Source organism: Roseomonas sp. SRI_022, assembly GCF_057586215.1.
Map to the genome: position 1 here is coordinate 136,963 of NZ_JBYCZL010000011.1, position 13,938 is coordinate 150,900.

Genomic DNA, 13,938 nt, shown 5'->3' on the forward strand with positions numbered 1-13,938 from the left:
CTCACGGTCCGCTGCCCTGTTGCATGCGCTGCACGAAATCCTCCACGTCCCCGATGATGCCCCCGACCAGCGGAACGTTGCGTGCCGCCAGCAGCCGCTGCAGGTCGTGCAGCGCCTCCGGCGTCACCGTGCTGGCGCCGAGATCGACCGTCAGCTTCACCAGCCGCCCGGTGAAGGCGAAGGGCACCTGGTAGTCGTTGTCATCGACCGACGAGCCGGTGTCGATGCCGATATCGAAAGTCTCGTCCAGCGTCATGATGATGGGGATGGTGCGCGGCATGGACCGCGTCGCCATCTGCTGGCCGTCCACCGACAGGACGCCGGTGCCGCCGCGCCCGAAGGGCAGGGGGAAGCGATCGGCGGTGGAGGGCTGCCAGTCAAAGACGATAGTGTGGCGGCCGGGTGTCGGCGCCGGGCCCTGCCACCGCCCGCGCGCGATGTTGAGGAAGTTGTAGGTGAAGGTCGGCCGCCCCCCGACCAGGTACAGGCCATAGCCGCCGAACCGCCCGCCATGGGTGACGAGCATGCCGTTCGCGCCGCCCTGCGGCACCTCGATCTCGGCGGTGATGCGCCAGGCGCGGTTCAGCAGGTTTGGCGCCGAGGCGTCCTGGAGCGAGGAGACCGGCGAGGTATAGACGAACTGCGTGCGCCCCGCCGCGGGCCCTGGCCGCTCCACCAGGAAGCGGTCGAGCGCCGATGCGTCGAGCGGCAGCACGCGGTTCCACGCCGCTTCCGCCAGGAACAGCCCCTGCATCATGCGAAGACGCTCTGGATACTGGTCCGCGACGCTGCGGAACTGCGTCGGATCGTCAGCCAGGTTGTAGAGTTCCCACTGGAAGCCGTTCAGCACGTCGGTCGGGCGTGGGGCCATGCCGTTCCATGGCGGCGCGACGGGCGTGGTGTTGGCGAACCACCCGTCGTGATAGATGCCGCGATTGCCCATCATCTCGAAGTACTGGGTGCTGCGGCGGGTCGGTGCGTTCGCGTTCGCGCGGTCGAAGGTATAGACCATGCTGACGCCATCGAAGGGGCGCTGCGCGATGCCGTTGATCGAGGTCGGTGCCGGTATGCCGGTGGCTTCGAGGATGGTGGGCACCACATCGATCACGTGATGGAATTGCGTGCGGATACCGCCGCGATCGGTGATGCGCCGTGGCCAATGCACCACCATGCCGTTGCGCGTCCCGCCGAAATGCGAGGCGATCTGCTTGGTCCAGCGGAAGGGCGTATCGAAGGCCCAGGACCAGCCGACGGCGAAATGCGGGTAGGTCTGGTCGCTGCCCCAGCTGTCGAGGTATCGCAGTTGCTGCGCCACCGGGATCTCGACATTGTTGAAGAAGCTCGACTCGTTCGGCGACCCGTTGAGTTGCCCCTCCGCACTCGCCCCATTGTCGCCGGTGACGAAGATGATGAGGGTGTTGTCGAGCTGCCCGAGATCCTCGATCGCTTGGATGACGCGCCCGATCTCGTGGTCCGAATAGGCCATGTAGGCGGCATAGACCTCGGCCTGGCGAGCAAACAGCCGTCGCTCATCGGCCGACAAATCGTCCCAGCGGCGCAACTCGTCCGGCCAGGGCGGTAGTTGCGCATTGGCGGGGATGACGCCGAGCCGCCGCTGGTTCGCGAAGACGCGCTCGCGCATCACGTTCCAGCCTTCGTCGAACTGGCCGCGGAAGCGGGCGATCCATTCGGGCGTGGGGTGATGCGGCGCATGCGTCGCCCCTGGCGCGTAGTGGATGAACCAGGGCCGGTTCGGCGTGATCGCTTGCAGCGTTGATATGTGGCCGATCGCATCGTCGGCCATGGCGGTGATCAGGTTCCAGCCCGGATTGCCATTGAAGGGCTGGATCGGCGTGGTGTTGCGGTAGAGGTTTCCCGGCTGCCATTGGCTCGTGTCGCCACCGGCGAAGCCATAGAATTAATCGTAGCCCTGGCGCACCGGCCAATGCGTGAACGGCCCTGCCGGGCTGGCTTCTGCCGGCGGGATGTTGTGGTTCTTGCCGAACCAGGCCGTGGCGTAGCCATTCAGTTGCAGCGTGGCCGCTCCATGCGCGGTCTCCGGCGAGGTGGTGGCGTTGTAGCCGTCGTAGCCGGTGGCCATTTCCGACACGACGCCGTAGCCCGCCACATGGTGGTTCCGCCCGGTCAGCAGCGCCGAGCGCGAGGGCGAGCACAGCGCCGTGGTGTGGAACTGCGTGTAGGTCAGGCCGTTCCGCGCGAGCCGTTCCAGCGTCGGCGTCGGGATCACCCCGCCGAACACCGAATTCGACGCGAAGCCCGCGTCATCGAGCAGGATCAGCAGCACGTTCGGCGCGTTCGCCGGCGGCGCCACCTGCGGCGCCCAGGCGGGCGTGCTGTCCACCGCGTTCGGCATGATGGCGCCGGTGAACGGCGGTGTCGGCACCGGCAGGAAGCGGCTGTCGGGGAATACCTGGGCGTTTGGCGCGCCGGGCGTGCCGCGAACCTGCTGGGCCGAGCCCGGCAGCGTGGTCCATGCCAGTGTGCAGACGGTGGCCATCAGGCCGCGCGCGAACTTGCCCATCGGTGACATGTGATGCCCTCCATTGAGGAGAGGCGGGGCCGTCCTCCCCACGGCATTTTCTCATAACGGTTCCGTTATGCCATCTGAAACCCTGTCCATTCCCGGCAACCCTGCTGCCGTCTTGCCCAATGCGCCGACCCGCGCGACGCTGCATCGCAGCATCGATCGCGAGGGCAGGCATGGCAAAGGCGTTCCATCTCGGCTGGTTCCTCCAGGGGTCCTCCGTCCAGGCCTGGGGCGAGCCCTGGACCGGGAACATCGGCACCGAATGGATGGTGCCGGAGTTCTTCATCGAGATGACGCGCAACCTCGAACGCGCCTGCTTCGACTACGTGCTGCTCGAGGATTCCTCCTACATCGGCGAATCCTACGGCGGGTCGCGGGAGATCTACCTGCATCACGGCCTGTCCACCCCGCGCCAGGATCCATCCATCGTCGCCGCCCTGCTGGCGCGGGAGACGAAGTCCATCGGCATCGTCACCACACTCGGCACCTTCGCCTATCCGCCCTATCTGCTGGCGCGCCAGATCGCGAGCCTCGACCAGATCTCCTCGGGCCGCATCGGCTGGAACGCAGTGACCGGCTCCTCCGACTTCGCCGCGCGGAACTTCGGTCTCGACGGCATGCCTCCGCACGACGAGCGCTACGACATCGCCGATGAATACATGGAGGTGGTGCGCAAGCTGTGGGGGTCCTGGGAGCCGGGTGCGATCGTTGCCAGCCGTGAGACCGGCGTGCTGGTGGATCACAGCAAGGTCCATGCGATCAATCATGAGGGTCAGCACTTCAAGGTCCGCGGCCCGCTGAATTCGGGCCCTTGCGTGCAGGGCCAGCCCGTCATCGCCCAGGCCGGCGGCAGCCCGCGCGGCCGCGCCTTCGCCTCCCGCCATTCAGACACCATCGTCGCCATGGTGAAGGGCACGGCGGGGATGAAGGCCTATCGCGACGACATCCGCGCCCGCATGGCCGGTCATGGTCGCAATCCCGATGACTGCAAGGTGCTGTTCCTCGTCTCCCCCGTGCTTGGCGACACCGAGGAAGAAGCCCGCGCTCGCCACAAGCGCCGCCTCGCTACCACCGAGGAGCAGATCGCCCGCCGCCTCGCGCATCTGTCCAAGATCACCAATCTCGATTTCGGTTCCCTGCCGCTCGACAAGCCGCTCGGTAGCCTGACCACCAATGGGCACCAGCAATCGCTCGATGAGTTCCTCAAGAAGGCCGGCAACAAGACGCTGCGCGAGGCAGCCGAGATCTATTCCGACGCAGGTTCCATCCCGCTGATCGGCACCCCGGCCCAGGTCGCGGAGCAGATGGGCGCGGCGATGGAGGAGATCGGCGGCGACGGCTTCCTCGTCACCACCAACGAGACGTCCCGCCGCGTCATCGCCGAGATCGCCGACGGGCTGGTGCCGGAACTCCAGCGCCGGGGCCTGGCGCGCCGGTCCTATGACCACGCCATGTTCCGCGACAACCTGCTGGCCTTCTGACCGGCCGGCTGCCCACCCCGCGGGCAGGACGGCGATGCCGCCCGATCGTTCCGCCACGGAGGGGCTTGCGCAATCGGGCTGCGCCGCGCTTCCTCACGCCATGAGGAAGTCCAAATCCGCATGACCTCCGCGCTCGAGGTCGCTGGCCTGACGCTCGACTTCCGCCAGGATGGGCGGAACCTGCGGGTGCTCGACGGCGTCTCCTTCCGCGTCGAGCCGGGCCGGACGCTTGCCATCGTCGGTGAATCCGGCTGCGGGAAATCCGTCACCGCGCTCGCCGTCATGGGCCTGCTGCCGGCCACGGCGCGGGTCGGCGGCGCCATCCGCCTCGCCGGCCGCGACCTGACCGCGCTGCCCGCCGAGGATCGCCGGCGCCTGCGCGGCGGCGAGATGGCGATGATCTTCCAGGAACCCATGACCAGCCTGAACCCCGCCTTCACGGCAGGCGAGCAGGTCGCCGAGGCGCTGCGCCTCCATCAGTCCCTCGACAAATCCGCCGCCTTCGCCGAGGCCGTGCGCATGCTCGACCGCGTGCGCATCCCCGATGCCGCGCGCCGCGCGCGGCAGTATCCGCACCAGCTCTCGGGCGGCATGCGCCAGCGCGTGATGATCGCCATGGCGCTCGCCTGCAGGCCAAAGCTGCTGATCGCGGACGAACCCACCACCGCGCTCGACGTCACCGTGCAAGCGCAGATCCTCTCCCTGCTCGACGAGATGAAGCGCGAGACTGGCACCGCCGTCATCCTCGTCACTCACGATCTCGGCGTCGTCGCCGACCACGCCGACGAGGTCGCGGTGATGTATGCCGGCCGCATCGCTGAGCAGGCCCAGGCTGCGACCCTGTTCGCGCGGCCCGAGCATCCCTACACCGCCGGGCTGCTCGGCGCGGCGCCAGGGGAAGGTCGGCCGGGCGAACGCCTCGCCAGCATCGAGGGCACGGTGCCCGATCTGCGCAGCCCGCCGCGGGGTTGCCGCTTCGCGCCGCGCTGCCCCTTCACCGTGGCGCGCTGCACGACCGAAGCACCGCCGCTCGTGGAAGTCGCCACCGATCACCGCAGCGCGTGCTGGCGCGCGCCGCTTGATGGGGTGCTGGAAGAAAGCGCGGGGGAGGGAACTCCCCTGGACCCCCTCCTTTCTCTGTCTGTCACGCAGGTGCGCCCGGCGCAGCAGCAAGGCCCATCAGGCCCATGACGGGACCGTTGCTCCAGCTTGACGGCATCGCCAAGAAGTTCCCGGTCCGGGATGCGCTGGGGCGGCGCGCGGGCGCGGTGCATGCGGTGGACGGGGTCTCACTTGCCGTCGCCGAAGGCGAAGTCCTTGCCATCGTGGGCGAATCAGGTTGCGGCAAGTCCACCCTCGGGCGGCTGATGCTGAACCTGATCGCCCCGGACGCTGGCACGGTGCGCTTCGCCGGCGAGGATCTGACGAAGCTCTCTGCATCCGCGCTGCGCGCCCGCCGGCGCGACATGCAACTGATCTTCCAGGACCCCTTCGCCAGCCTCGATCCGCGCATGACGGTCGAACAGGCCGTCGCCGAACCACTGCGCCTGCACCGCATCGTCCCGCGCAACCAGGAACGCGCCCGCGTCGCCGACCTGCTCTCCCGCGTCGGGCTGCGGCCGGAACTCGCGCGCCGCTGGCCGCATGAATTCTCCGGCGGCCAGCGGCAGCGCATCGCCATCGCCCGGGCGCTCGCCTCCCGGCCGAAACTCATCATCGGCGACGAACCCGTCAGCGCACTCGATGTCAGCGTCCAGGCGCAGGTGGTGAACCTTCTGTCCGACCTGATCCGCGACCTCGGTCTGACCTTCGTGCTGATCAGCCACGACCTCGGCGTGGTGCGCCACATCGCCGACCGCGTCGCGGTCATGTATCTCGGCCGCATTGTCGAACAGGGGCCGGCGGACCAGGTGCTGACCGCGCCGAAGCACCCCTACACCCGCGCCCTGCTGGCCGCCGTCCCCGGTCATGGCGCCAAGGCCCCACCCATCGAGGGCGACGTGCCATCGCCCATCTCTCCCCCTCCGGGCTGCCGCCTCCACACCCGCTGCCCCTTCGCCGAGGATCGCTGTCGCATGGTGGTGCCGGAACTGACCGGCGCGCCGCACGCCGTCGCCTGCCACCTGGATGGCCGCCTGCCGACGCCCGAACCGCGCCCGGATCGCCTGGCCGGTGGCGAAAGGCTGCGCCGCCTGCAATCCTTCTTCCGGGCCCCAGGCCCGCAACCGGGAGTGCCGCAATGAAGAACACGATCCGCGTCGCGCTGGCTGCCGCCGCGCTGCTTCTTCCCGCCATCGCGCCCATGGGGTCTGCGAGCGCGCAGAACCTGCGTATCGGCCTGCGCGAGGACCCCGACATCCTCGACCCGACCCTGTCGCGGACCTATGTCGGGCGCATCGTCTATATGGCGCTGTGCGACAAGCTGTTCGACATCAACGAGCGGCTGGAGATTGTGCCCCAGCTTGCCACCGGCTTCCGCTGGGAGAACCCGACGAACCTGATCGTCACGTTGCGTGAGGGCGTCCGCTTCCACGATGGCGAGATGATGGACGCCGAGGCCGTCCGCTATTCCATCGACCGTCACCTGACCATGCAGGGTTCCTTCCGCCGTTCCGAGATCTCGGAGGTGGAGCGCGTCGAGGTGGTCGATCCGCGCACCGTGCGCATCGTGCTGAAGACGCCATCTGCTTCCTTCCTCGCGGCGCTGACCGACCGCGCCGGCATGATCGTCAGCCCCAAGGCGGCGGAGGCACTGGGCCGCAACTTCGGCACCCGCCCGGTCTGCGCCGGGCCCTTCCGCTTCGTCGAGCGCGTCGCGCAGGAACGCATCGTCGTCGAGCGTTTCCGCGAGTACTGGGACGCGGCCAACATCCACTTCGACCGCGTCACCTACCTGCCGATCCCCGACAACACGGTGCGCCTGGCCAACCTGCAATCGGGCGCCGTCGAATTCGTCGAGCGGATGGAACCCGACGACATGAAGACCATCCAGCGCGCGCGCAACCTGCGCGCCATCCCCGTGGATGAGCTCGGCTACCAGGGCATCACCATCAATGTCGGCAACGGGGAACGCGCGAACACGCCGCTCGGCCGCGATGCGCGCGTGCGCCGCGCCTTCGAACTGGCGATCGACCGCGCCGCCGTGAACCAGGTGGTCTATGAGGGGATGTACACGCCGACGCGGCAACCTTTCCCGCCGGCCAACCCCTTCCACGTCCGCGACTTCCAGCCCGAGCCGCGCAATGTCGAGCGCGCCCGCGCACTGCTGCGGGAGGCCGGCGTCACCACCCCGCTCGCCATCGAGATGACGGTGCCGAACAACCCCGACCTGCGCCAGGTGGGGGAGGTGATCCAGTCCATGGTCGCCGAGGCCGGCTTCACCCTGACCCTGCGCGCGATGGAATTCGCGTCCTCGCTGCAGGCGGCGACGCGCGGCGAGTTCCAGACCTACCTGGTCGGCTGGTCGGGCCGCACCGACCCGGACGGCAACATCTTCACCTTCTCCCGCACCGGGGGCGGGCAGAATGATGGCCGCTACTCGAATGCCGAGGTGGACCGGCTGCTCGACGCCGCGCGGGTGGAACTCGACTTCGAAAAGCGGCGCGACCTCTACGCGCAGGTGCTGCGCATCTCGCTCGGCCAGGATGCGAACCGCGTCTATCTCTGGCACCGCAAGAACATCATGGCGCATCAGGCGCGGCTGACCGGCTACCGGCCGATCGCCGACGGCATGATCCGCCTCCAGGGCATGCGGTTCCAATAAGTGGGCATCTGGCTGCTGCGCCGGGTGGGGCAGGTGATCCCCACCCTGTTGATCCTGTCCATCCTGATCTTCGGGCTGCAGCAGCTCATGCCCGGGGATCCGGCGCTGATCCTGGCCGGGGAGGAACGCGGCGACCCCGCGGTGCTCGCGGCCATCCGCGCCGAGCTCGGCCTCGACCGCTCCATCCCCGAGCAATACCTGCGTTGGATGGGCAAGGTGCTGACCGGGGATTTCGGCTTCTCCTGGCGCATCCGCGTGCCAGTCAGCGAACTGATCCTGACCAAGCTGCCGGTGACATTCCAACTCGCCTCCATGGCCTTCATCATCGCCATCCTGATCGGCGTGCCGCTCGGCATCGTCTCCGCCGTCAGAAAGGACACGCCGTCCGACTGGGCGGCGAATGGCGCGGCGCTGTTCGGCATCTCGACGCCGAATTTCTGGCTCGGGATTATGATGATCCTGCTCTTCAGCGTGGAACTGGGCTGGCTGCCGCCCTCCGGCTACGTGTCGCCGACCGAGGATCTGGTGCAGTCGCTCGCCACCACCATCATGCCGGCCTTCGTGCTGGGGACGGGTGTGGCCTCGGTGCTGATGCGCCATACCCGCGCCGCTATGCTCACGGCGCTGTCGCAGGATTATGTCCGCACCGCCCGCGCCAAGGGGCTGCGTGAACGCGTCGTCGTCTGGAAGCACGCGCTGCGCAACGCGCTGATCCCCGTCGTCACGCTCGGTGCCATCGAGTTCGGCCGGCTGCTGGCCGGTGCGGTGCTGACCGAGCAGATCTTCACCATTCCCGGCTTCGGCAAGCTGATCGTCGATGCGGTGTTCAACCGCGACTACCCGGTGGTGCAGGGGGTGGTGCTGGCAACGGCACTGATCTTCGTCGTCCTCTCGCTGATCGCTGACCTGCTCTACATGGCCATCAACCCAAGGCTACGGCAGGCATGAGCGCCACCGTCCCCGCCGCCATCCCGGCCGGCGAAAGCCCGACGCGTCGCGCCATCAAGCGCTTCCTGCGCCATCGCCTCGCGGTGTTCGGGCTGGTCATCGTGCTGGCCTTCATCCTGGTCGCCATCCTCGCGCCGGTCATCGCGCCCTATGACCCGCTCCAGACCTCTTGGTCGCGCATCCGCAAGCCGCCCTCCTGGGATTTCTGGATGGGCACGGATGAGAACGGGCGCGACGTGCTCTCCCGCGTCATCTGGGGCGCGCGGGCCTCGATGATGGCGGGCGTCGTCTCGGTGATGGGGGCGCTGATTCTCGGCGTGCCACTCGGGTTGCTGGCTGGGCTCGCAGGCGGCTGGGTGGATGCGATCATCTCCCGCATCGCGGATGCGATGCTCTCCGTGCCCTTCCTGATCCTCGCCATCGCGCTTGCCGCCTTCCTCGGTCCGGCGCTCGAGAACGCGATGCTCGCCATCGCCATCACCGCATCGCCGGTCTTCGTGCGGCTGTCGCGCGGCATGGCGCTGGACGCCAAGGCGACCGACTGGATCGAAGCCGCGCGCGCCCTCGGCAATCCCGCCTGGCGCACCGCCTTCGTCCATGTGCTGCCCAACATCATCCCGCCGCTGCTGGTGCAGGCGACGCTTGCCATTGCCGAGGCCATCATCGCCGAGGCCGCGCTGTCCTTCCTCGGCCTCGGCATGCAGCCGCCCAATCCGTCCTGGGGGTCGATGCTGAACTCGTCCCAGCGCTTCCTGACCCAGGCGCCCTGGCTGTCCATCTTCCCCGGCGTTACCATCATGGTCGTGGTCCTGGCCTTCAACCTGATGGGCGACGGGTTGCGCGACGCGCTCGACCCCCGCGCCGACAAATCATGATCGAACTCCGGCAAGCTCCCGCCGCGCTGCCGCGCGGGCGGCGCGTCTATGTCATCGGCGACATCCACGGCTCCATCGCCAAGCTGCGCGACCTGCATCGCCAGATCGCCGCCGACCTGAACGCACGCCCGGTCGCCTCGGCGCTCCTGCTGCATCTCGGCGACTACGTGGACAAGGGCGGCGACAGTCGCGCGGTGCTGGACTACCTGATCGAGGAGGATGCCGTCCCCGGCGCCGACGTCCTGAACCTCACCGGCAACCACGAGGAAACGATGCTGGCCGCGCTGGATGGCGACGGCGCGGCGGCTGCGGACTGGCTGTGGGGCGGCGGGCGCGCGACGCTGGAATCCTGGGGCATCGACCCGGAATCACCGCGCGAGGCCTGGCCCGAGCATTTCTCGCCCAAGCATCTGCGCTTCCTGCGCCGGCTGCACCTGCACCATCAGGAAGGGGGCTACCTGTTCGTCCATGCCGGCATCCGCCCCGGCATCGCGCTGGAGGACCAGTCGCGCGAGGACCTGATCCGCATCCGCCACGACTTCCTCGGTTCCGAGCGCGACCACGGCGTCGTCGTGGTGCATGGCCACACGGCGGGCTTCCAGCCGGTGGTGCGCGACAACCGCATCTGCCTCGACACCGCCGCCTGGTCAGGCGGTCCGCTCACCTGCGGGGTGTTCGAGGGGGATCGCCTCGGCTTCCTGCAGGCCTGATCAGCCGCGCCGCACCGGCCCCACAGGTGCTGCCGCCTGCGGACCCGGCGCGACCAGGAAGGACAGGTCCATCGCATACGTGCCGTTCGGGTCGCCGGGATTGAAGGTGACCGGCACGGCCGACATGCTCCGCATCTGCGGCACCGGGTCGAAGGGAATGGGCGGGCTTTCGAACAGCCGCTGCACGCCGCTGCGCGGGTCGGACCACCGCGCCTGCACGATCCAGCGCATCCCCTCCGGACCCTGGTCCCGCCGCAGCCCGGCGAGCGGCACCTGGAAGGTGACGGTATTGGCCGGCGGGGCAACCGGCGGCGTGCCCGGCAATGCCGCCAGGCCCGTCGACCGCCCCGTGAGGCCCGTCACCGCCAAGCCGACCAGCGTGAACACCGCCCCCATGCCGCCGAGCATCGTCGCGACGAACCAGCTCTCCATGAAGCCGGTCATCTGCGCACGCTCCGGCGCCTCGGGGCGGTAGCGGACGCGGATCGTCTCGCCCACCGTGCAGCAGGGCGGGTTGGAGGCGACGCCGCCTTCGACCCGCCGCTTCGTCCCGTCCGGCAGGGTGAAGATGAAGACCGGCGTGTAGGTGCGTGAGGTTCGCCCGTCGCGGTCGCGGCTCGAACGCGAGAGCATCTCGACCACCTGGCCATTGGTCTCGATCGCGCCGCGGCGGAACTCGAACTCCCGCCAGGCGGCGTAGCCGGACCCAGCCAGCAGCCCCACCCCGAGCAGCAGGATCAGCGCGGGAATGATGCGCCGCATCGCTCAGCCCACCCCGCAGGCGCGTTTCGCGCGGTCGATGATCATTATGATTCCTCTCCGCTTCCGGGCTGTCAGCATTGCTCAGCCGCCGGCGGCTGATCCAGCCCGCTTCGACGTGTCGCACCGCGCAGCACCCAGGCGCCAGCGCGTCACGTCACATGGCGCGCCGGCTCGTCAGCCGCGCGGCTGCCCCTTCTTATGCGCCGCCAGCGCCATCAGCCGCCGGTCGCGCCAAGCCGACCGGTCGCCGATCGCGTCCACCGCTAGTGCCGCGCGCCGCGCCTCCGTCACCCGCGTCACCGTCGGGGCGTCGTAGAGGTACGGCGCCTGTTCCTCGGTGATGCCGCCCATCAGCGGGCCGAAGCGCGCGACGTAATCCGCGACGCCGCCCGGCGCGTTCAGGTCGATCGTCTCGAACGGCCCCATGAAGGACCAGCGCAGGCCGAGCCCATCCTTCACGCAGGCATCGACATCCTCGACCGACATCACGCCGTCCCGCACCAGGCGGAAGGCCTCGGCAACGAGCGCCGCCTGCAGCCGGTTCAGCACGAAGCCGCGTGTCTCCTTCATCGCGGTGACCGGCACCTGGCCGACCTTGCCCATCAGCGCGCGCGTGCGCGCCACCACCGCCCGATCGGTCCACGGCGCGCCCACCAGCTCGACCAGCGGCACGAGGTAGGGCGGGTTCACCGGATGCGCGACCAGGCAGCGCGCCCGGCCGGCCAGCGGCTCGGTGAAGGCGCTCGCCGGAATCCCCGAGGTAGAGGAGGCCAGCACCACATCCGGCCCGCACAGCGCATCGAGCCGCGCGAAGGTCTCGCGCTTCACCTCGACCCGCTCCGGCCCGTTCTCCTGCACATGATCGGCACCGGCGAGGCATTCCTCCAGCGTCGCCGCCACGGCGACGCGCGCGGCGACGGCTTCCGGGGCCTCGGTGATCAGCCCTGCCGCGTGCAGGTCGGACAGCCGCGCCCGCACCACGCCCATCGCCGCTTCGGATGCGCCGGGGGCGGGGTCCCAGACGCGCACGGCGTGTCCCGCGCGCGAGAACACCATCGCCCAGGCGCTGCCGATCAGCCCCGCGCCAACCACCGCAATCCGTTCCATGCGAGCGTCCTTACCCCCGTCGGCGCCTTGAACGCGCCGCCCCCTTGGGCGATCTAAGTCCGCGTGAGCGAACATCGCAACGCACCCTTCGTCGCCCCGCCCACCGCGCCGCCGCCGTTCGGCACGCGCATGCTGGGCTTCTTCCTGCTTGGCGGAACCATGTGGATCGCCGGGCTGCTGGCGCTGTTCCGCGCCATCTTCGCGTTGGTGCCGACATGATCTCCGCCTTCTGGCGGCGCTGGCTGCTGCCCTTCACGGTGCTGCCGCTGCTGCCCGCGACGCTCGTGAACCTGTTCGCCGGCCGCGAATGGGCGTTGCTCGGCTGCGTGCTCGGCATCGCGCTGCCGATGGCCGCGACCTGGCTGATGCGGCGCGGCCGGGCAGGGGATGCGCAACTCGCGGCGGGTGCGATGGGTGCGGCGGCGGCCCTCGTCGCCTTCCTTAGTGCCGAGGCCGGGCCCGTCGCCGCGCTGCTGCTCGGCGCCGGCGCCTGGGGCGGCACGCAGCTGCTCTACACCGGCATTGTCGAAGCGCCTGCGCCGCCGCCGCTGGCAGAACCGCCGCCACCCGGCCCGCTCGACGACGCCCGCGCCCGGCTGCTGGCGATCATCGAGACCGCGCGCCGTGTGTCCGAACCGCGCCTCGTGCCCGTTGCGGTCGCCATCGGCGCCGTGCTCGACGAATTCGAACACCGGCCCGAACGCCTTGCCGAGGCGCGGCGCTTCCTCGGCGTGAACCTGGACGGGCTGGAGCGCATCGCCGGGCGGCTCGCGGCCGGCGCTGAATCCCCGCCGGGCCTGCCGGTCCTGCTGCGCGACATGGAGGCCGCCGCCCGCGACCTGCGCACGCGCCTGCGCGAACAGGAAAGCGCGGCGCTGGCCGTTCAAGTGAAGGTGCTTGGCGATCGGCTGCGGCAGGAAGGGTACGGTTGACGCAGCGCGGGCCGGTTCGCCGCCAGCGTGCTAGTGTTGCAGAACGTTAACCCGCCAACGGGAGAACACGTCCATGCTTCGCCGCTCCGCAGTCCTGCTGACCCTGCTCGCCGCCGCCTGCACCCCCCAGGGTCCGCCGCCCACCCTGCCCGGCGCTTCCGAGGCCATGGTCGGGCGCGACCCCGTCGTCGCGGTCGGGCAGGAAGTCGTCGGCTTCTTCCGTGCCCCCCAGGCGAACCAACCGGCGGCCGCGGCCCGCGCCATCGCTGAACTCGAATGGCTGGCGGACACCATGCCGCGCAACCCGCGCTGGCAGACGGCGAGCGCCACCGGCCTCAATGACCTCGCGCAGGCGCGCAATGAAGCCCGCCGCGCGCTTGGCATTCCCAACAACGCGCCGACCCAGGGGGTGATCAACGGCCTGTCCGCTGCCTCCACCGCCATCACGGCGAACAACCAGACCGCCCTCGCTGCCGCCCTGCCGCGCGCCATCTTCCCGCTTGGCCCGGCGGCGACGGTGCAGCGCCTGTCCCAGCCGCCCTCCGTGCCGAGCGTGATGCAGGCCGCCTGGGCGCTGCAGGGCGGTCCTGGGGGTGCTGCCCGCATTCGTTGAGCGTCTGCTTGAAAATACGCCGGACGGCACATTCTCAGGCGGTCTTCTCAGGCCGAAGCCGTTGGGCCGGCCACGCGCCATGCCTCCATTGGGCGGTTGCGCTGGACCTGGGCAATGCTCCCCGGGGAACAGAATCACCGCCGCCACGGACGGCGCTGTTGCGCGTGAGGCGCGCCACGGTGGGTCAGCCAGCCATGTG

12 protein-coding genes and 1 pseudogene are annotated in these 13,938 nt (G+C 69.5%); 10 read left to right on the forward strand and 3 right to left on the reverse strand.

Going from position 1 to position 13,938, the window contains the following annotated elements:
- Window position 1 precedes the first annotated feature (1 nt).
- Window positions 2-2,551, reverse strand: a pseudogene (locus tag AC2YHJ_RS13245) (arylsulfatase).
- Window positions 2,552-2,721: 170 nt separating this feature from the next.
- Here AC2YHJ_RS13245 and AC2YHJ_RS13250 point away from each other — a divergent pair.
- The 7 genes from AC2YHJ_RS13250 (at window position 2,722) to AC2YHJ_RS13280 (ending at window position 10,325) form a co-directional block, all read left to right on the forward strand.
- Entirely contained in the window at window positions 2,722-4,029 is a 1,308-nt protein-coding gene (locus tag AC2YHJ_RS13250) for an NtaA/DmoA family FMN-dependent monooxygenase (RefSeq protein WP_487396532.1), read from the forward strand.
- A gap of 120 nt (window positions 4,030-4,149) precedes the next feature.
- Window positions 4,150-5,220, forward strand: coding sequence for an ABC transporter ATP-binding protein (locus tag AC2YHJ_RS13255; protein WP_487396533.1), 1,071 nt, complete (start codon window positions 4,150-4,152; stop codon window positions 5,218-5,220).
- Window positions 5,217-6,272 (forward strand): ABC transporter ATP-binding protein, encoded by a 1,056-nt coding sequence (locus tag AC2YHJ_RS13260; protein ID WP_487396534.1) that lies wholly within the window; start codon window positions 5,217-5,219, stop codon window positions 6,270-6,272. Before AC2YHJ_RS13255 ends, AC2YHJ_RS13260 begins: the two co-directional genes overlap by 4 nt.
- Entirely contained in the window at window positions 6,269-7,792 is a 1,524-nt protein-coding gene (locus AC2YHJ_RS13265; RefSeq protein WP_487396535.1) for an ABC transporter substrate-binding protein, read from the forward strand. The genes AC2YHJ_RS13260 and AC2YHJ_RS13265 overlap by 4 nt, the downstream gene beginning before the upstream one ends.
- Complete coding sequence (locus tag AC2YHJ_RS13270; protein ID WP_487396536.1) at window positions 7,793-8,740, forward strand: ABC transporter permease; 948 nt, start codon at window positions 7,793-7,795, stop codon at window positions 8,738-8,740.
- A complete protein-coding gene (locus tag AC2YHJ_RS13275; RefSeq protein WP_487396537.1) occupies window positions 8,737-9,615 on the forward strand; it encodes an ABC transporter permease in 879 nt (292 codons plus the stop codon). The genes AC2YHJ_RS13270 and AC2YHJ_RS13275 overlap by 4 nt, the downstream gene beginning before the upstream one ends.
- Complete coding sequence (locus tag AC2YHJ_RS13280; RefSeq protein WP_487396538.1) at window positions 9,612-10,325, forward strand: metallophosphoesterase; 714 nt, start codon at window positions 9,612-9,614, stop codon at window positions 10,323-10,325. Before AC2YHJ_RS13275 ends, AC2YHJ_RS13280 begins: the two co-directional genes overlap by 4 nt.
- Here the strand turns inward: AC2YHJ_RS13280 and AC2YHJ_RS13285 are convergent, their stop codons facing one another.
- Window positions 10,326-11,087 (reverse strand): DUF3592 domain-containing protein, encoded by a 762-nt coding sequence (locus AC2YHJ_RS13285; protein WP_487396539.1) that lies wholly within the window; start codon window positions 11,085-11,087, stop codon window positions 10,326-10,328.
- A 174-nt stretch (window positions 11,088-11,261) separates the two neighbouring features.
- Complete coding sequence (locus AC2YHJ_RS13290; RefSeq protein ID WP_487396540.1) at window positions 11,262-12,194, reverse strand: 3-hydroxyacyl-CoA dehydrogenase; 933 nt, start codon at window positions 12,192-12,194, stop codon at window positions 11,262-11,264.
- Window positions 12,195-12,257: 63 nt separating this feature from the next.
- On the opposite strand from AC2YHJ_RS13290, the gene AC2YHJ_RS13295 reads away from it, so the two are divergent.
- The 3 genes from AC2YHJ_RS13295 (at window position 12,258) to AC2YHJ_RS13305 (ending at window position 13,739) form a co-directional block, all read left to right on the forward strand.
- A complete protein-coding gene (locus AC2YHJ_RS13295) occupies window positions 12,258-12,413 on the forward strand; it encodes a hypothetical protein (protein WP_487396541.1) in 156 nt (51 codons plus the stop codon).
- Entirely contained in the window at window positions 12,410-13,126 is a 717-nt protein-coding gene (locus tag AC2YHJ_RS13300) for a hypothetical protein (protein WP_487396542.1), read from the forward strand. The genes AC2YHJ_RS13295 and AC2YHJ_RS13300 overlap by 4 nt, the downstream gene beginning before the upstream one ends.
- A gap of 73 nt (window positions 13,127-13,199) precedes the next feature.
- Window positions 13,200-13,739: a hypothetical protein gene (locus tag AC2YHJ_RS13305; RefSeq protein WP_487396543.1), complete on the forward strand. Its 540-nt coding sequence runs from the start codon at window positions 13,200-13,202 to the stop codon at window positions 13,737-13,739.
- Window positions 13,740-13,938 lie beyond the last annotated feature (199 nt).